This is a genomic window from Varibaculum cambriense (assembly GCF_022133705.1).
Taxonomy (GTDB): domain Bacteria; phylum Actinomycetota; class Actinomycetes; order Actinomycetales; family Actinomycetaceae; genus Varibaculum; species Varibaculum cambriense_A.
In genome coordinates this window covers 85147-101891 of the sequence record NZ_JAKNHJ010000007.1, presented here as the reverse complement: position 1 = coordinate 101891, position 16745 = coordinate 85147, and the positions used below count along the sequence as shown (strand labels likewise).

The window sequence follows — 16745 nt, the reverse complement described above, 5'->3', positions numbered from 1 at the left end:
AAAATTTATTTCGTTTATGCGAGTCTTATTTTAGGTTGCCCTTACGTAGACCATCCTCAATCTCCTCCAAGGAGCGATTACGAGTTTCGAAAACCTTGCTGTGTACAAACCAAATTGCCAGTACACAAGCTGCCGCATATCCGAAGAACAAGCTACCGGTCCCAAAGAAGTTGAGTAGGAAGGGGAAGGTTAGCGACACCACGGAGTTGGCACCCCAGTTAATGACCGCTCCGAAGGAGTTTCCGATACCGCGGATATTTAGAGGGAACATTTCCCCAATCATTACCCACATGACCGGTCCCCAAGTTGCTGAGAAAAAGGCGATGTAAATCGTTAACGCGATCGCGCAAATATACGCTGCGATATGTGATTGACTGGAAAAATGCATGCCGATGCTCATTACTAATAGAGAAATTGCCATACCGACAGCTCCTCCAATAAGCATTTTCTTGCGGTCAATTTTGTCCATTAACCAAATTCCGATTACGGTCACTATCACGTTGAAAACGCCGATTCCGATATGTGCAAGTAACGCTGCCGAAACCCCAAATCCGACATCAGTGAAGATAGTGGGGGCGTAATAAAGTACGGTATTACAGCCCATTATCTGTTGGAAAATCGCCAAGCCAATGGCTGCTATGAGAGCTGGACGGGCAGTCTTGCCAAACAGTTCGCTCCAGGTACCTTCTTCCATATCAACTTGGTGCTGAATTTCCTTAATTTTTGTCTCGACTTCGGCTTCATCACCTTTATACATAGCGCTCAAATAGCGCCTTGCAACTTCAGGGCGACCTACTTTAACTAAGTAGCGAGGACTTTCAGGTAGGATCAATGCCCCAATGAACAAAATGGCCGAGGGAAGCGCTGCGATACCGAGCATCCAACGCCACCCGGTGTATAAACTAGCGAAAGCGTAGTTAGTGACGTATGCCAGCAGAATCCCGGTCATCACCATTAGTTGGAACGAACCGGTTATGAAACCACGCTTGGAAACTGGCGACATTTCCGATAGGTAGGTGGGAATTAGAGCGGAGGCGGTTCCGACTCCCAAACCGAGGATTAGACGGGAAATAATCAGCACCGCAACCCCTGATGCGATGCCGGATCCAATGGCGCCAACGAAGAAAATTATGGAAGCCAGGAGGATGAGGCGGCGTCTCCCATAGCGGTCAGATAGGGGACCGATTACGGCGGCTCCCACTACTGCCCCTAGTAAGACGGAGCTAACTACCCAACCTTGACCCCAGGCATCAAGGTGGAGCTGGTCTTGAATAAATAGAATTGCACCTGAAATAACGCCGGTATCGTATCCGAAGAGTAGTCCTCCTAGGGAACCGAACAGGTATACGAAAGTCATCGAAATTTTATTTTTTCGCATTTTTATCACCGATTATTTGCCGCATCTTTGCAGCTTGCAGAGCTAGTTTTGTAAGTTCCTTTTGGGAACTCGTTTATTGAGAGTGGGGTTGGGTTCAGACAAAATGTCTGAACCCAACCGGCGTGACTAGATGTCAGTTAATAACTAGGCGTCAGCGAGAGCTTTTACCAAGTAGTTGTTCAAAGTAGCCTTGATGGTTTCTAGTTCCCCAGGTTCGTTGGCATTCATCAGTTCAGATTGCGTCTTGTCTAGGGAGTACTCCTCCAAATCTGCCAAAGTGAACTGACCGTCCTCAATCTTCTTGCCTATTCCCTGGTCAAAGGAGGAATAGCGTTTTTGTAGGATTTCATCGATGAAGCCATCCTTTTTTAGCTTGGCGGCAACCAGTAGGCCAGCCGCATAGGAGTCCATCCCCACGATATGTGCTGCGAATAGATCTTCCTCAGTGTAAGAGCTACGCCGCGGTTTCGCATCGAAGTTGAGACCGCCGCGAGGGCCGATGCTTCCTTCGGAAAGTACTTCCCACATTACTGCAGTGGTTTCGTACAGGTCGGAGGGGAATTCATCCAGATCCCAACCTAATAGTTTGTCGCCTTGGTTGGCATCTAGGGAGCCGAGCATCCCGGCAGAACGCGCAACCCTGATTTCATGCTGATAGCTATGTCCTGCAAGGTTGGCGTGGTTGCCTTCTAGATTGAGTTTGAAGCTGTCGTCCAAGCCGTAGGTCTTGAGGAACGCAATGCTGGTGGCGGCATCGAAATCATACTGGTGAGTGGTGGGCTCTTTCGGTTTCGGCTCAATCAGGAATTGGGAGTCAAGACCTATCTCTTTCGCGTAATCCACCGCAGCATGGAAGAACCTGGCCATATGGTCTTGTTCGCGCTTTAGATCTGTGTTCCACAAGTTTTCATAGCCTTCACGGCCACCCCAGAATACGTAGTTTTCTGCACCCAAACGTTTTGCAATTTCTAAACTGTGTTTAAGCTGGGCGCCCGAGTAGGCGAATACATCTGCAAAGGGGGAAGTTGCTGCCCCGGCTTGGAACCGCGGGTTAGTGAACAAGTTGCAGGTGTTCCAAAGAAGTTTTATTCCAGTTTCCTGTTGACGTTTTTCAATCCGGTCAACTACCTTGTCCAGGTTTTGATTAGTTTCCCGTAAAGTGTCGCCTTCGGGAGCGATGTCGCGGTCATGGAAGCAGAAGTATTCAACACCCAGTTTTTGATAAAACTCGAAGGAATAATCAACTTTGGCTAACGCCAGCTCCAGGGGGTCAGTTAGAGAGTCGTAGGGGCGTTGCGCGGTTCCCTCTCCGAAGGGATCCACCAACCGCTGTTGGAAGCTGTGCCAATAGGCGACTCCGAAGCGTAGCCATTCCGACATTTTCTTCCCCGCGACAACCCTGTCCGGTTGGTAGTAGTGGAATCCTAGTCCTTGTCGTGGATCGTCGTTTCCAACAAAGGGAATAGTATCCGTTTTCCATAAATCTGACATTTAAGTACCTCCTCGTACGAGCCCATCGGTAAGAGTGTTTTTTACACCTGAACCAGAGATAGACTATTTGTTGCGTAACAAAACAAAGCCTAGCACGGAGATAAAACAATTATCAAAGTGAGTTATATCACGCATATATCCTGCGAAAATAACCTTGACTAATCACTAATGGCTCAATAGCCTATGTTTGAGAATAAAACAAAGTAAGCATCGACGGAGTTGTCTAGCCCAGCGAAGGGTGAATAAGTACGCTCCATGCTATATAGGAGAAAAATGACTTTAGTAGCCGGGATAGATTCCTCAACTCAATCTTGTAAAGTTCTGGTAATCGAAGTAGAAACTGGGAAAATTGTCCGACAAGGGAAAACGCCTCATCCCGAAGGGACTGAAGTAGCACCTAGTTCCTGGTTAGAAGCATTTCGTGAAGCATCTACCCAAGCTGGCGGTCTCAATGATGTCGCTGCGCTCGCGGTTGGAGGACAACAGCATGGCATGGTGTTACTTGATGAAGCCGGAAAAGTGATTCGACCCGCGCAACTTTGGAATGACACCAAGTCAGCAGCAAGCGCAGCGGCATTAATCGAAGAAAAAGGGGCGGATTTCTGGGCTCAGGCGGTAGGTTCCGTTCCGGTTGCTTCCCTTACGGTTTCCAAGTTGCGGTGGCTAGCTGATCATGAAAAAGAAAACTTAAACCGGATCGCGGCAATTTGTTTGCCCCATGATTGGCTAACCTGGAAAATTCGGGGGTCAGGTGATTTACGTGACCTAGTAACGGACCTCTCGGACGCCTCTGGAACCGGTTATGTGGATTGTGAGGACGGATCTTATCGCTATGACATTTTGGCGCATGCGTTGCGAATATCCGAAGAAGAAGCGCGGAAAATAATTCTGCCGCGCATTGCGGACTCCTTCGAAAAAGTAGGTAACGCCAGCGCAGAGTTCGGTGGGGGTATTTTAGGACCCGGGTGTGGGGATAACGCCGGTGCGGCTTTGGGGCTAAACCTTCAGGAGGGAGAGGCTTCGCTATCTTTAGGAACATCCGGGGTAGTGGCGGCAGTTTCTAGCCATCCCCTCCAGGATTCCAAAAGCGGAGTTACCGGTTTCATGGATGCCACCGGAAAGTGGTTACCACTCGCGTGTACTATCAACGGTTCGCAAATACAAGACTACTTTTGCCGAATCTTAGGGATTAACTACCTCGAACTCGATGAGCTCGCTGCCAAGGGTGAAACCGGATGCGGAGGAATGACTTTATTGCCCTATTTTGCCGGGGAACGTACCCCGAATCTCCCTGAAGCAACAGCCAGTATTTTCGGGATGACTCCCGGGGCAATGACTAAAGAGAATTTCGCCCGTCTTGCATTTGAAGGTATAGCTTGCCACATGCGTGCTGCGCTTGAATCTGTGCGAGCTGGTGGGGTCACAGTAAATAAAGCGATGCTGATAGGGGGAGCAGCTAAGTCAGCGGTTTTGGCGCAGATACTTTCTGACATTTTGCAGATTCCGTTACGCCTGCCCGAGCCCGGCGAATATGTTGCTAAAGGAGCCGCCCGCCAGGCAGCAATCGTTGCTGGGGAAATACCCGGGCAAAACTGGGAGCCACAATTCAGTGCTGAAATACAGCCGAAAGAAGAAAATCCCGCGTGGGAACGCTATCTGCCCCTAATGGAAGAATTACTGTAGGTACATCCGCTTGGGCACTGTCATTGCTGCCGTCTCTTTTTCCGGTTCCGACCCTTGCGCGGAAAATAAGTTTTTCCCGCCTAGTGTCACGGGTCTGGCACGGTAAAAGCACTCCGGGGACCCCAATTTCCTCGCTTAAGCGAGGATAGGGAGTTGTAAGGAGAGGCAAATAGCTATGTTTCCGACTAAACAAGGTACCTGCGGCTTGCGTGTCCCTCTCGTATCTTTTACCGGCCGCGACCCTAACGGGCAGCAAGAAGTTTTCCCTCCCGCTGTCGTCCGCGTACAGGGGCGGATTTTGCCTCGCGCCCCGAAATCCGGAAAATGCTCTGGCATTTTCACGGATTTAACGCCCGCAGCCTACCCTGCGGCATAAATCCGCCCCTGCACGCTCAGCGCGTACCTTACGGGAATCTCGTACAAGCTGTACCCCTTGCGTGGGGGAGAAGTTTTATCCGATCAGGCTAGGCGGGCGTAAGAATCGGAAAATGACCAAGTCATTTGCCGATTCTTTGGGCGGGAGGAAAAACTTCTCCCCCACGCACTAGTCGGAGAACTGAAAACTCCTAGCCCCCCGCAAAGGGAGGGAGAACATCTAACTGTCCGTTAGTGGCGGATTCACCGAGGGGAGTGTCGCCATCGGCGAGGGCACCATCTACTAGGAAAGAACTAACCTCTAGGATCGATGCCAGATCGTTCTTGCTGGCTGCTTGGGCAATTTCTCGCAGAGTCTGGTTGGCAGTTGCCGGAACTCTAGCGCTGTCAACACCTGCTGCCTGGGCAGCCCCAGCGAAAAAACGTACCGTGATCACGCTTAGCCTCCGATCTGAGAAAGAGAATAGGTTCTGCGTCCTGCCCCTGCTATTTCGCGGTGACCAGCTGGTTTAGCTGCCTGAGCGGTGAGCCAAAGTTGAGCCAGCTCATCGTTAGAGGCACCTTGACGCAAAGGAGTAAGTAAATCGACAAAAGATAAAGAAAACAGGCAGGAATAGACTTTTCCATCGGCAGACAGGCGGGTGCGGTCGCAGGTGGCGCAGAAGGGCGCGGATTCGGAGGCAATAACCCCAATAATCCCGGCAGGATGGTCGCTGCCGGCCGCCACGTTCCAACGGCGCGCCGGAGCCGCCGGGTCAGTTTCAATCGGGGTGAGCGAAAAACATTCCTGCAGACGCGCGAGAATATCGCGGGCATGAGGGCGAGTCGCGGCGGAATCCCCTAAGGGGCCAATGGGCATAAATTCGATTGCCCGCCACTGGAAGTCGCGCCGCAGCGCAAAGCGAACTAGCTCCGGTATTTCCTCTAAGGACTGCTGATCTAAGATCACCGAGTTAAGTTTTATGGGTTTTAGGACGCTACCCGGTAGCTTGTCCAGTGCCGTGGCTACCTCGGGAAAACGGTTACGCTTTGCGAGGGCGAAATACCGTTCGGGATCCAACGTGTCTAAAGAAATGTTGATGCGCCCTAGTCCGGCTGCTATTAATGAATCTAACCGGGATGCTAAACCAATAGCATTGGTAGTCAGGGCAATATCTGCCGGCATCCCCGCCTGCATGAATGCCTGGTGAATCTGGTGGATAATCTCGGCTAAATCGGGGCGTAAAAGGGGTTCGCCTCCGGTTAGACGAACTTTACGAATTCCTAGAGACAGCGCCACCTGGGTTAGTCGCCCGATCTCGGCGGGAGTCAGTAAATCCTGGCGGGGAATCCAGCTGTCGGCGTCCTCGGGAAGACAGTAACTGCAGCGTAAGTTACACCGGTCGGTAACCGATAGGCGCAGGTCTGCTGCTACCCGTCCCCAATGGTCGAGTAGCTGTGACGAAGGCTCGTCACCTCCGGATTCGACGCGCATTACCCCTCCTGCCTGTATTACTCTGCGTGATGCTAGTTGACTAGTCTTCCCAGTTGTCAGCTAGTTCTTGCAGCTGGGCAATAACCTGCTTGGCGTCAGCGCCGTGACCAGCAAGATATCCGGCAAGAAAGGCAGTTAAAGGGGCTCCCGGGCGGGAAGGCCCATGGGCTACGGTTCCAATCAGGGACAGCAGTTCTGATTCCACCGCTTCCAGGGGATTATCCTCCAATTGCAGGTTTGTGCGCACTTGTTCTAACCAGCGATGCATCCGCGCCATCTTTTCTGGGTCGTCTTTCTTGCCGTGGCCGGCCATCATGTTCCCCCTTTCGCTTGCCGCGACCGGATTAAGGCCGCGCATCCGTCTTAAATATTAACGATACCAGGGAAGATAATCTTTGCTAAGGCTTTGTTTTCCGAGGGCGTAGGTCAGGAAAATAGGCGCGGATTTCGAGCAATCATTATTGCTTAGAAGCGGAGGATGCCTCGGAATGCTTCCGTTTTCGCAAAATCTTTCCGAAGTGCGAGCGCAGGCTACCTCCGGCTTTAATCCAGTCATTGATAGCGGAGATCCCCACTGCCAACAGGTAAAGCCCGATTAAAGCTGACATCTGGACGATCATCGGCCAGGCCGTAGGCAGGGGATTGGCGACTGCCGAGAAAACAGCGGCAATCACCACTGCCCACCGCCAGCCTTTGAGCATGGTTTTTGCTGTCATTACCCCCATAAAGTTCAGCGCCACCAAGATTTCGGGCGCCAGGCAGGACAGACCGAAGGCCAGCACCATGCGCATAAAGAAGGTGATATAGGAATCTGCCCTTAGCAGCATTAAGGCTCCGTCGGGAGTGAAAGAGTTAAGGATAGCAACTGCCTTGGGGATTACCCATATCCCAGACAGGGCGCCGCCGCTGAAAAGTAATACCCCTACTAAACCAAAACTGGCGATATAGATTTTTTCTTTGCGCTTCAATCCCGGGGCGATAAAAGCGCCAATTTGGAAAATCCACCAGGGCGCGGAAATCAATACTCCCAGCCACAGAGAAACCTGAATCCGCATATCAAAGGCGGCGCCAATCGTTTGGAAGTTAAGTTGCGGAGCTTGCTCACTGACGGCCAGTAGTGGTGCCTGCATCCAGTTCAAGGTAGGAGTAACTAAGAACCAGCCACCAATCGAGGCCATAAGTATCCCGGCCAGCGCCAACAGTAGGCGTTTTCGTAGTTCTACCAGGTGTTCGCTTACCCGCATGCGGGCTTGCGGGTTGTTCTTTTTTTGTCCCGGCATCGGGGGTTAGAGAACTATTTGGTTTCCGGCGAATCCGCGGTCTCGGACTGCCCGCTAGCCACTTCCGGAGAGGAAGCCTGTGTGTTCTGCGTGGGCGCCGGAGAAGAAGTCAAAATTTGTGGTGCCGGAGTTTCAGATGTTACCTGCTTGGGATTGTCGTCCTCGCTGAGATCTGAAAGTTCCGACTTGAGGACTTTCGCCGATTTGCCGATATTGCGGGCGATATCGGGCAGTTTGGAAGCTCCAAAAACGAGGATTAACACCAGGAGCAGAATCAGAATGTGTGTCGGTCTCACAGGGATGCCCTTCCTTTCTTGCAGACGGCATCGATAATTGCCTTCCCCAATTGTAGCGGGGTTCGCCGGCAAATAGGTGACTCCTATCGACAATAGCTAAAACTTCCCCGGTTAACCAGCAAATTTAAGGGGTAAATAGCGCTAGGTAGGTTAATGCTGTTTACCTCCGCGATAATCGTCCTCTAAACGGGGTAATCTGAGGGCGGGAGGCAAAACGTGAGCGAGTTCATTGAGGAAGAAATAGCGGGAGCCCAGGCCGTAGCGGATTTGATGGCGGGGAAGAAAACGATTGTGGTGGCGGGAGCCGGCATGTCCACCGATGCCGGGATCCCGGATTATCGCGGAACTGGTTCGTCGGGTATGCCCACCGTAGATATGGATCAGTTTTTAGGTGAGCTGTACTGGCAAAAATGGGTGTGGCGGCGTAATCAAGAAACCTGGAAAACGGTAGCGCGGCTGCAGCCCACCCCGGGGCATCAGGCTTTAGCGCGGCTAGAGGAGGCGGGGCTGATTAACTGCATCGCCACCCAGAACGTAGACGGCTTAGACCGGAAAGCGGGTTGTAAGAATGTGCAGCTGCTGCACGGCAGTTTTGAGGAGGTTCAATGCTTAGGGTGCGGAGCAGTATTTTCGCGTGACCATATTGACCAGGAGCTACGCAAACTTAATCCGGATGTAAAAGACGATCCCGATCCTAAAAATGTGGCAGTGCTAGCGGCAGCCGATGAGCAGGCAGCGCGTGCCTGCCAGTTCAACCTGCTGTCTTGTCCGCGTTGCGGCGGGACCATTAAACCGGGAATCGTGTTTTTCGGAGAATCCCTGCCCGGCGAGGCCATGGATCGTTCTTTCGCGGCGGCACGGGAAGCTGACGTGGTGCTGGCGGTAGGAACTTCCCTGGCGGTGCTTACGGGGCTGTGGGTGTTGCGGGAAGCCTGGGGAACCGGCGCCAAAGTGGCGGTGATTAACCGGGGACCTACGGCTGCAGATTCCCTCGCCGACGTGCGGGTATCTGGCGGCGCCTCTCAGGTACTAACCCAAGTAGCAGAGATCTTGCTGGATTAGCGCAGAGCAAGTAGTAACCACAGGTCGACTGTCGTGATATGTGGGCTAATGTCGAAAGGCGCACGCCCAGCAAGTGCACCCTGATCGGAAGCCCACAGGGAGCCTCCCGGCGAAATGATAAGGGAGCTTAAATGCCTAGAGTCGGTTCCACGCGCTCCCTCCTGCGCATATGCGGAACCGACTCTAGGTTGTAGTTTAGGGGTTATCTTGACACACGTTCCCCTAAAATAGCCGGAGCGACCAGCTTATATAAGTATAGCAAAAAGATGGAAGAAGCCTAATCTTTTTCATGTGCTACAAGTCATAAAATGCTACACCCTGTGGCTTTATCCGTAGCTAAGGTTACGGAGTTTTAAGAACTCTAAGCTAATGACAGGCTAGAATAGCATTCGACATTAATTAACTTCCAGGAAGTCGCGATGGAAATCTTTTCTCCTTTTCATTACCTGCCGGTAGCAGATTCTTCGGCAGACGTCTCCACTTTGCTTTCTGCGCTAGCTAAACAAATGACCGGGGACGCAGATCTCCCTCCTAATCTAAATCGCACTCGCCTGAAAAAATCGCAAGTACTTTTCCCTTTCCCCAAGAGTACGGGTCGCCCGAAGGGACTGGCAGACTATGAAACCCGCAAGCGTCAAGTGCCAGAATCCGCGGTCTTAGCCTTGCCGGCACCGGCAGGGGGTGCCGTTATTTGTTACTCGCAGCTCAGTATTAAAAATATGGCGGAAGCAGTAAATTCCGCGGTAGGTAGGCCGGGACGCTGGATTCTTACCGCTCCAGTCACCGAGATTGACGGCATGATGATCCTGGCACGAGCCATTGCGGTAAATATTCCTCCGATCATTGCCGCCAAAACCACACCGGCTAGCGCCCTCGAGATTGTGAGGGCCGTGGAGCGAGCGAAGGATCGCAGCGACAAAGATCAGGCACCTATCTATATGCAGATCACTAAGGAGCAACTAACTCAGCTCCTGGAAATTCCTCCTGCACAGCGCAGCGCTCTGAGCGAGGTATCAGTACTGATAGTTACCGGTTTAACTAGTCACGATCGTCTAAGGTGCGCCGCGAGAGAAGCGGGAATAGATATTATTCCCGGCTACGGGATCCCTGAATCGTGTGGACTATGCGTACTGGATGGCAAACCAGTAGCCGGAGTGCACGTAGCTACTATTGGGGATCGGATTTGGCTTTCTGGGATCTGCATGATGGCCGGTTATCTGGGTAAACCTGGACAGGTGGAGTGGGTTACGCGAGGACGGCGGCGTTGGATGCGTAGCAAAGACGCGGGTCATATGCGCGGGTCGCGTCTAGTCGTGGACGGAAAAATGCGCGATGTAATAGCCACTGCGGGAGTTCATATCCAAGCCTCCTTGGTGGAAAGAGTAATCCAGGATCTACCGCAAGTTGACCAGGTAGTAGTGGTGGGAGTACCAGATCCGAGGTGGGGTTCCCTGGTTACTGCAGTCATCAAGCCGGCATCAGATATCGCGGAGCAGCTGCTAAATCCTCAGCATAATTTAGCGGTAAAGCCAGCCGTTTCGGCAGGGCTTTCACGCGGATCCGTCATAAAAGTTGATGCTAAAAAAGTACGAGACCTGGCCGGGCTTCCTTCTACGGAGGTAGAGGAATCGAAGCCGCAACTAACTCCCTTGGAAGCGGCGATGGCCGCAATGGCCGCCAAGATCAGGGGAGCCGATGTGGATGTGGTTGCCGCCGCAGAAACCGGGGAACTGCCGGCCGGAATCTACGAGGTGGCGCGGGGAACCGCTAATCCCACTTCCGAAGGAGAGATTGTCTTTCCAGCTGCCGATGCTGCCCCCGCGACCCCGGTAACTCTGCCCGAGGATCTAGAGGGCGATTTAGAAGAAATGGAAATCGCGGCAACTGAGATCACGGGGAGCAGCAACCGTCCCGAAGCGGGAGACCGTCCCCATAGCGCCACGGTTCCTACCGAGGATGAATCCGAACCATCCACCGATTTAGCGATGCTGGTGCGAGCCTTGGTGACCGGCCAGCTGGATCGGGCACATGCCCCCCGCGCCCTCGTCCTTGTAAATGAAATTCCTACTGATCTGCAAGGAAATCTTGATCGTAGCGCCTGCCGGCAACTGGCTACCCAGCGAGTCGCAGCCGGGGAAGCTTGGATTAGATAATCCGGCGACAGTCAAAGAAGTTTCATTACTGTGAAAACGAAGAAAAGCGATAATGCACCGCGAATAGAAAGGAATCTAAGCCGTAATGGCAACTGGTTCACAATGGATTGAAGCTGCCCGCCCGAAAACCTTACCCGCCTCCCTGGCGCCGGTGATTATGGGGATTGGCGGGGCAATTGGCCTGGGACACGCCTCGCTAGGAAAATCAGTATTAGCCCTGTTAGTGGCGTTAGCCTTCCAGGTAGGCGTGAATTTCTCTAATGATTATTCCGATGGGATTCGTGGCACCGATGCGAGCGGAAAACGGGTAGGGCCCCAGCGCCTGACCGGTGCGGGATTAGCCGCCCCCCGCACGGTGTTACTCGCGGCCTTGAGCTGCTACGCCTTTGGAGGGATTTGTGGAATTGCCCTGTGTATCTGGGCAGGTAGCTACGGCTTGATTGGGCTCGGGGTGCTGGCTGCCTTGGCGGCTTGGTTCTACACCGGAGGAAAACATCCATACGGCTATTTGCCCGGGATATCCGAAGTCATGGTGTTCGCCTTTTTCGGTCTTTTGGCGGTGCAGGGAACTATCTGGGTGCATGCCCATATGTTGCCGTGGCGCACCTGGACAGCGGCCAGTGGTATCGGGCTACTTTCTTGCGCCCTATTGTTAATAAATAATCTGCGTGATATTCCCGGAGACCGTCAGAGCGGAAAAAATACGCTAGCGGTGAAGTTAGGGGATAAAGGCTCACGGTACCTCTTTGTTGCCTATCTTTATGTGGCTTTGGTGCTGGGGGTAGTATCCTTCAGTGTCCGTTGGGAAGCGCTAGTGTTTGGCCTCGCCCTGGTGATTTGGGTGAGTTATCCGCAGATGAAAGTGTTGCAGGGAGCGCGCGGGAAAGAGCTGATAAAAACCTTAAAACAGGTGGGGCAAATCACCTTGGGGTATGGGCTGGCTATCGCGGTTCAGTGGGCTTTCCACGGTATTTAGACAGACCAAAAAATTTATAGTTGTTAGGCTGGGAACATGGCTGCGGTAGTTATTGCCCTCGTACAGATTCTGCTAGCGGTATACGCGCTAGTAGATTGCTTGCGCACGGATAAATCTGATCTCCCCGGGCGACTTCCGCGGGCGTTTTGGCTGTTAATTATCATTGTCTTACCGCTTTTTGGTCCGCTCGCATGGATCGTGATTTCTTGGGCGAGCAAAGCCGAAAGCGCTGACGGCAGGATAGAGATTCCCCGCAATCCGCTGGACATTTTCCGAGGAAGCGGGCAGGGTTCCCGCTCGCAGGAAGTAGAGATACCTCAGGCGCCAGACGATAACCCCGATTTCCTGTTCTCATTAGAGGCAAAGATGCGGCGGGAGAAGCTGGCACGGGAAGCCGAAGAAGAGGCGCAGCGGCGAGCGGCGAAAAATCAGCAGAATCGCGATAATGGGCATGACGCCGCTGGCAGCGGGGAAAATACCTGGGGAAACGGGGAAACTACCTCAACAGAAGGCACCGGAGACGACGAAGCCGACCCGGACGCGAACCCTCCGGAAAAGCCTTCCGCTCACGATTAAAGCGCTACCAGTGCTCAGCGTAGCCACAGTAACTGCACTGGCCGGGTCATTTTCAGCCAAATACTCTGCGCATTATGGGCTCGGCCGGCGTTTAGTTTCCTTGATTTAGAGCGGCGGCGGAAGTTCCCGGTACCATATCGGAAGCCTGAGCTAATAGCGGAGCCGCCGGTTCGCAGTAGTCCAAACTGATCAGGGTGTTTCCTAAGAAAGTCAGAGAAGTAAGCGAAGCTAGGGCGCATTGCCGGCGGGTAGGAATATGCGCGAGCGGGCGACCTTCCACAAACAGGCGGAAAGACCAGATAGGCAGCTGGTGCGACACTATCAAGATTTCTCGAATCGTAGCGCCATCGGCGGAGCGGCCCAGGCGGGAAGGATCGGTAATCGGCAGGTGGAGAGCAGAACGCACCGCTTCGGTAACCCGGCTGGCTTGGACGGCGTAAGGCTCGCACCAGGAAGGACGGAAAACATTACGGTAGCGCGGCCAATTGCGCGGATGGAAGAGGGAGGCGCGGTTACCGTTAACCACTTCGCCCTCGAACATATTCATCGACTCTAAAAGCCGTTTATCGGTGTGAATAGGCAGATCGAATAGCTTAGAGGCCGGAGTAGCAGACTCGACCGCGCGCTCCAGGGGCGAGGAAACGATAGCCTCTAAATAGGCGCCCTTTTCCAAGAGGTATTCCGCGCTCATCTGCGCCATTTGCTTGCCGAGATCGGTTAGGTGATAGCCGGGAAGGCGCCCATATAAAACCCCATCCGGATTATCGACTTCGCCGTGGCGCATTAGGTGAATCGTGGTTAGGTTCTGCATATCCTCCACCCTAGCAAACCGGTTTTGCTAACTAGGGTGCGCAAAACCTAGCTAGACCGTTAGGCTAGAGGCGTGAGCGCAGAACCGAAGGTAGCAGCCTTCTTCGATCTTGACGAAACCGTGATTCGGGGAGCTAGTTCCTGGATACTCACTCGCGAGCTTTTTAGACACGGATTTTTTGGGATTTCCGACCTATTCTTTGCCGCGCGTCACGCCTTTCTCTATGTGGTGTTGGGAGAAGATCAAAAGCGTATCGAACAGGTAAAAACTCGGGCTTTACAGGTGATGGCCGGGCATACTTGCGAAGAGATTATGGCCATTTCGCAGCGGGTATGCGACCGATTAGAGAAAAAGCTTTTCCCGCAGGCACAAGGACTCATAAAACGACATCAGGCAGCCGGGCACGATATTTGGTTGATCTCCGCCGCGCCCTCGGAACTTCCCCAAATGTTGGCCGAGCGTTTAGGGATTACCGGAGGCATCGGCACCCAAGTTGCGGTGAAAGGTGGGATTTACGAGGCGCGGCTAGCATCCGAACTTATGCACGCCCAAGGCAAGCGGGATCGGGTGGAGGCGCTGGCGGCAGAGCGCGGCTACGACCTTCAATCCTGTTTTGCTTATTCAGATTCCGATAACGATATGCCGCTACTAACCCTGGTGGGCAAGCCTTCGGCTATTAATCCTGATATTTGGTTGCGGGTGCGCGCCTTGCAGCGCGGGTGGCCGGTGATCGATTTTCGCCGTCGCTCCCGGATCAGTAAAGCCCTGCAAAAAGCCAAGGCCAAGCGGCGCGGTTTTAACCTGGTTGGATTGGGGCAACGTTTCTGAGTAACCTGGCAAATGCCTACTGAGAAGGAGCCATTTTGAGCGAAAAGAAACCGCCGGCAGCCGCTGGTCTAGATAAGCAGCCCGAAGAAGTATCTGGAATGTTTGACCAGGTGGCCGCCCGTTACGACTTGACTAATGATGTGATGACTTTCGGGCAGCATCGGATTTGGCGGCGCTGTCTGCAGCAAGTGGTGGCACCGCGACCAGGGCAAAAGATTCTAGACATCGCCGCTGGCACCGGCACTTCTTCCCTGAGCTTCCACCGGGCAGGCGCCGAAGTTACCTGCTGCGATTTTTCGGCAGGCATGGTAGCGGAGGGGAAAAAACGTCACCGCGAACTTAACTTTGTTGTCGGTGATGCCCATGACCTACCTTTCGCGGATCAGTCTTTCGACACTGTTACCTGCTCTTTCGGTTTTAGGAATATGCATGATCCGGCGAAGGCACTGCGGGAACTGGCGCGAGTAACCAAGCCGGGAGGCAAGCTGGCGATTATGGAGTTCTCGACCCCGCCCTCATCCCTGATTGCCCGGCTATACGAGCTGTACATGCGCAACGTATTGCCCACTGCCGGACGCCTGGTCTCTTCAGATTCAGATGCCTACACTTACCTGTTTGATTCCATTTTGGATTGGCCAAACCAAGAGACTTTGGGGCACCTAATCCAAGAAAATGGTTGGGGTGAGGTCTCTTATCGCAATCTAACGTTAGGAACGGTGGCGATTCATCGCGCATTTAAAGAGAACTAATAGCTGATTACTCGGATAACTACGAATGGCTATGACCGGGAAATATGGAGATTTCCTGAAAGTCGTATCTAATTAAGTAATAAATCCCTTGCTTAATCACTTAGAATATGTCATGGACTTAGGTCCTGGAATAATTAGGTTTGCCAGCGTAAACCTCTGTGGCTTTAGGCAAATAAAAAAGCAGGTTAGCCTAGGACAGGCGTGAGGAGGCTGCCTAAAATCCTCGGTTTGCCTACCGACATCAAGGTAGAGGCAGGAACGAAACATGGCACGGGAGGGGCGTTCAGGCATGGCGGATCAGCTTGCAGGCGATCGCTGTCAGGTGCTGGTAGTGGGTGCCGGCCCGGCAGGGGCTGCCACGGCCTATCACCTAGCTAAAGCCGGCATTGACATCCTCGTGTTAGAAAAATCTGCTTTCCCACGGGACAAAATTTGCGGTGACGGTCTAACCCCCGGAGCGGTTAAAGAAATTTTGGCGATGGGGATTAATCCCTTAGCAGAAGGATGGCAGCCCAACTACGGGTTGAGCGTAATCGGGGGCGGACATCGGATTACTTTGCCGTGGCCGAAAAACGGATCCCTGCCCGCCTATGGTCTTACCCGCCAGCGCACCCAGCTAGACCACCGGCTAATTAAACAGGCAGTGTCCGCGGGTGCCCGGCTGGTGGAAAATACCGTGGTTCAGGACTTACTCACCGATGGTGATGGATATGCCCGCGGGGTCAGCGCCATAAAGCGCGATCCTAAGACTCGCAAGAAACAGGAAGTCAGTTTCAGCGCGCAATACGTGGTGGATTGTTCGGGAGCGAATGCCCGGCTGGCTTCGCGGCAAGGGCGCACTCCCCTCAAGAATCGTCCGCTAGCGGTAGCTGCGCGGGCGTATTTCCGCTCTCCCCGGGGCAATGAAACCATGATGGAATCGCATCTAGAGCTGTGGGATGGCAAACCCGGTAAATCCAATTTGCTTCCCGGGTACGGTTGGCTATTCCCGATGGGTGATGGGCTGGTCAACGTGGGTTTAGGGTCAGTATCCTCGGGAGCCCAATCCACCAAGTTGCCGTACAAACAGATCTTCCAACGGTGGGTCGCTAATCTGCCCGAGGAATGGGGACTGACCGAGGAAAATATGGTGGGGTCGCTGCGGTCTGCCCCCTTGCCAATGGCATTTAATCGCAAACCGGCTTACGAAAATGGACTACTTTTGGTCGGTGACGCTGCCGGAATGGTATCTCCTTTCAACGGGGAAGGAATCGCCCCGGGGATGTTCGCCGGACGGCGCGCCGCTGACGCTTTAATCCAGGCGCTGGGACGTACCACGCGCGCACAAGCAGAACTCGCCCTCCGGGAATACCCTCGTGACCTGCAAGATCAATACGGGGGTTATTACAGTTTGGGTCGTGTGTTTGTGCGTCTGATCGAGAATCCCAAAATTATGCATGCCTGTACCAAGTACGGGTTGGATAAACCGGCGCTGATGCGCTTTGTCCATAAGATGCTTTCTGATGGTTATGAACGCCGCGGCGGAGTAGCCTCCGACAAGATGCTGCGAATTCTGACTAAGGTGGTAATACCGTCATGAAGAACATCGGTCAGAAAGAACAACTAATCCGGAA

Annotated in this window: 16 protein-coding genes; 8 read left to right on the top strand and 8 right to left on the bottom strand. The window is 53.2% G+C overall.

Annotated elements, in window-relative coordinates; all coding sequences use genetic code 11:
• Positions 1–25: 25 nt before the first annotated feature.
• Complete coding sequence (locus L0M99_RS04850; protein WP_024059918.1) at positions 26–1378, bottom strand: sugar porter family MFS transporter; 1353 nt, start codon at positions 1376–1378, stop codon at positions 26–28.
• Positions 1379–1522: 144 nt separating this feature from the next.
• The gene (gene xylA / locus L0M99_RS04845; protein WP_024059917.1) at positions 1523–2869 is read right to left on the bottom strand and encodes a xylose isomerase; all 1347 of its coding nucleotides are present in this window, start codon (positions 2867–2869) and stop codon (positions 1523–1525) included.
• A 273-nt stretch (positions 2870–3142) separates the two neighbouring features.
• Here xylA and L0M99_RS04840 point away from each other — a divergent pair, with 273 nt between their 5' ends.
• Positions 3143–4552 (top strand): xylulokinase, encoded by a 1410-nt coding sequence (locus L0M99_RS04840; RefSeq protein WP_024059916.1) that lies wholly within the window; start codon positions 3143–3145, stop codon positions 4550–4552.
• Positions 4553–5118: 566 nt separating this feature from the next.
• On the opposite strand, the gene L0M99_RS04835 is transcribed toward L0M99_RS04840, so the two are convergent.
• The 5 genes from L0M99_RS04835 to tatA all read right to left on the bottom strand — a co-directional run bounded on the left by L0M99_RS04835 (position 5119) and on the right by tatA (position 7977).
• Positions 5119–5364 (bottom strand): MoaD/ThiS family protein, encoded by a 246-nt coding sequence (locus L0M99_RS04835; protein WP_024059914.1) that lies wholly within the window; start codon positions 5362–5364, stop codon positions 5119–5121.
• Positions 5365–5366: 2 nt separating this feature from the next.
• Positions 5367–6401, bottom strand: coding sequence for a GTP 3',8-cyclase MoaA (gene moaA / locus L0M99_RS04830; protein ID WP_024059913.1), 1035 nt, complete (start codon positions 6399–6401; stop codon positions 5367–5369).
• 40 nt (positions 6402–6441) lie between these two features.
• Positions 6442–6717 (bottom strand): DUF6457 domain-containing protein, encoded by a 276-nt coding sequence (locus tag L0M99_RS04825; RefSeq protein WP_238127936.1) that lies wholly within the window; start codon positions 6715–6717, stop codon positions 6442–6444.
• Positions 6718–6859: 142 nt separating this feature from the next.
• The gene (gene tatC, locus L0M99_RS04820) at positions 6860–7681 is read right to left on the bottom strand and encodes a twin-arginine translocase subunit TatC (RefSeq protein WP_024059911.1); all 822 of its coding nucleotides are present in this window, start codon (positions 7679–7681) and stop codon (positions 6860–6862) included.
• A 14-nt stretch (positions 7682–7695) separates the two neighbouring features.
• Positions 7696–7977 carry a Sec-independent protein translocase subunit TatA gene (gene tatA, locus L0M99_RS04815; protein ID WP_038110330.1) on the bottom strand — a complete coding sequence of 94 codons (282 nt, stop codon included), beginning with the start codon at positions 7975–7977 and terminating at the stop codon, positions 7696–7698.
• Positions 7978–8247: 270 nt separating this feature from the next.
• On the opposite strand from tatA, the gene L0M99_RS04810 reads away from it, so the two are divergent.
• The 4 genes from L0M99_RS04810 (at position 8248) to L0M99_RS04795 (ending at position 12744) form a co-directional block, all read left to right on the top strand.
• Positions 8248–9039: an SIR2 family NAD-dependent protein deacylase gene (locus L0M99_RS04810; RefSeq protein ID WP_238127956.1), complete on the top strand. Its 792-nt coding sequence runs from the start codon at positions 8248–8250 to the stop codon at positions 9037–9039.
• A gap of 419 nt (positions 9040–9458) precedes the next feature.
• The gene (locus L0M99_RS04805) at positions 9459–11192 is read left to right on the top strand and encodes an AMP-binding enzyme (protein WP_238127935.1); all 1734 of its coding nucleotides are present in this window, start codon (positions 9459–9461) and stop codon (positions 11190–11192) included.
• A gap of 85 nt (positions 11193–11277) precedes the next feature.
• The gene (locus tag L0M99_RS04800; protein ID WP_238127934.1) at positions 11278–12168 is read left to right on the top strand and encodes a 1,4-dihydroxy-2-naphthoate polyprenyltransferase; all 891 of its coding nucleotides are present in this window, start codon (positions 11278–11280) and stop codon (positions 12166–12168) included.
• A gap of 36 nt (positions 12169–12204) precedes the next feature.
• Positions 12205–12744, top strand: a complete 540-nt coding sequence (locus L0M99_RS04795; protein WP_238127933.1) for a PLD nuclease N-terminal domain-containing protein — start codon at positions 12205–12207, stop codon at positions 12742–12744.
• Positions 12745–12835: 91 nt separating this feature from the next.
• On the opposite strand, the gene L0M99_RS04790 is transcribed toward L0M99_RS04795, so the two are convergent.
• Complete coding sequence (locus L0M99_RS04790; RefSeq protein ID WP_238127932.1) at positions 12836–13555, bottom strand: histidine phosphatase family protein; 720 nt, start codon at positions 13553–13555, stop codon at positions 12836–12838.
• Positions 13556–13627: 72 nt separating this feature from the next.
• On the opposite strand from L0M99_RS04790, the gene L0M99_RS04785 reads away from it, so the two are divergent.
• The 3 genes from L0M99_RS04785 to L0M99_RS04775 all read left to right on the top strand — a co-directional run bounded on the left by L0M99_RS04785 (position 13628) and on the right by L0M99_RS04775 (position 16711).
• Positions 13628–14383, top strand: coding sequence for an HAD family hydrolase (locus L0M99_RS04785; protein WP_238127931.1), 756 nt, complete (start codon positions 13628–13630; stop codon positions 14381–14383).
• 35 nt (positions 14384–14418) lie between these two features.
• Positions 14419–15132: a class I SAM-dependent methyltransferase gene (locus tag L0M99_RS04780; protein ID WP_024059903.1), complete on the top strand. Its 714-nt coding sequence runs from the start codon at positions 14419–14421 to the stop codon at positions 15130–15132.
• A 289-nt stretch (positions 15133–15421) separates the two neighbouring features.
• On the top strand, positions 15422–16711 hold the full coding sequence (locus L0M99_RS04775; RefSeq protein ID WP_238127930.1) for a geranylgeranyl reductase family protein: 1290 nt from the start codon (positions 15422–15424) through the stop codon (positions 16709–16711).
• Positions 16712–16745: the final 34 nt, after the last annotated feature.

Coding starts and splice junctions, on each gene's coding strand:
- L0M99_RS04795 (WP_238127933.1), top strand. CDS start 12,205: ATGGCTGCGGTAGTTATTGCCCTCGTACAGATTCTGCTAGCGGTATAC.
- L0M99_RS04850 (WP_024059918.1), bottom strand. CDS start 1,378: ATGCGAAAAAATAAAATTTCGATGACTTTCGTATACCTGTTCGGTTCC.
- L0M99_RS04775 (WP_238127930.1), top strand. CDS start 15,422: ATGGCGGATCAGCTTGCAGGCGATCGCTGTCAGGTGCTGGTAGTGGGT.
- L0M99_RS04840 (WP_024059916.1), top strand. CDS start 3,143: ATGACTTTAGTAGCCGGGATAGATTCCTCAACTCAATCTTGTAAAGTT.
- tatC (WP_024059911.1), bottom strand. CDS start 7,681: ATGCCGGGACAAAAAAAGAACAACCCGCAAGCCCGCATGCGGGTAAGC.
- L0M99_RS04800 (WP_238127934.1), top strand. CDS start 11,278: ATGGCAACTGGTTCACAATGGATTGAAGCTGCCCGCCCGAAAACCTTA.
- L0M99_RS04790 (WP_238127932.1), bottom strand. CDS start 13,555: ATGCAGAACCTAACCACGATTCACCTAATGCGCCACGGCGAAGTCGAT.
- xylA (WP_024059917.1), bottom strand. CDS start 2,869: ATGTCAGATTTATGGAAAACGGATACTATTCCCTTTGTTGGAAACGAC.
- L0M99_RS04805 (WP_238127935.1), top strand. CDS start 9,459: ATGGAAATCTTTTCTCCTTTTCATTACCTGCCGGTAGCAGATTCTTCG.
- moaA (WP_024059913.1), bottom strand. CDS start 6,401: ATGCGCGTCGAATCCGGAGGTGACGAGCCTTCGTCACAGCTACTCGAC.
- L0M99_RS04810 (WP_238127956.1), top strand. CDS start 8,248: ATGGCGGGGAAGAAAACGATTGTGGTGGCGGGAGCCGGCATGTCCACC.
- L0M99_RS04825 (WP_238127936.1), bottom strand. CDS start 6,717: ATGATGGCCGGCCACGGCAAGAAAGACGACCCAGAAAAGATGGCGCGG.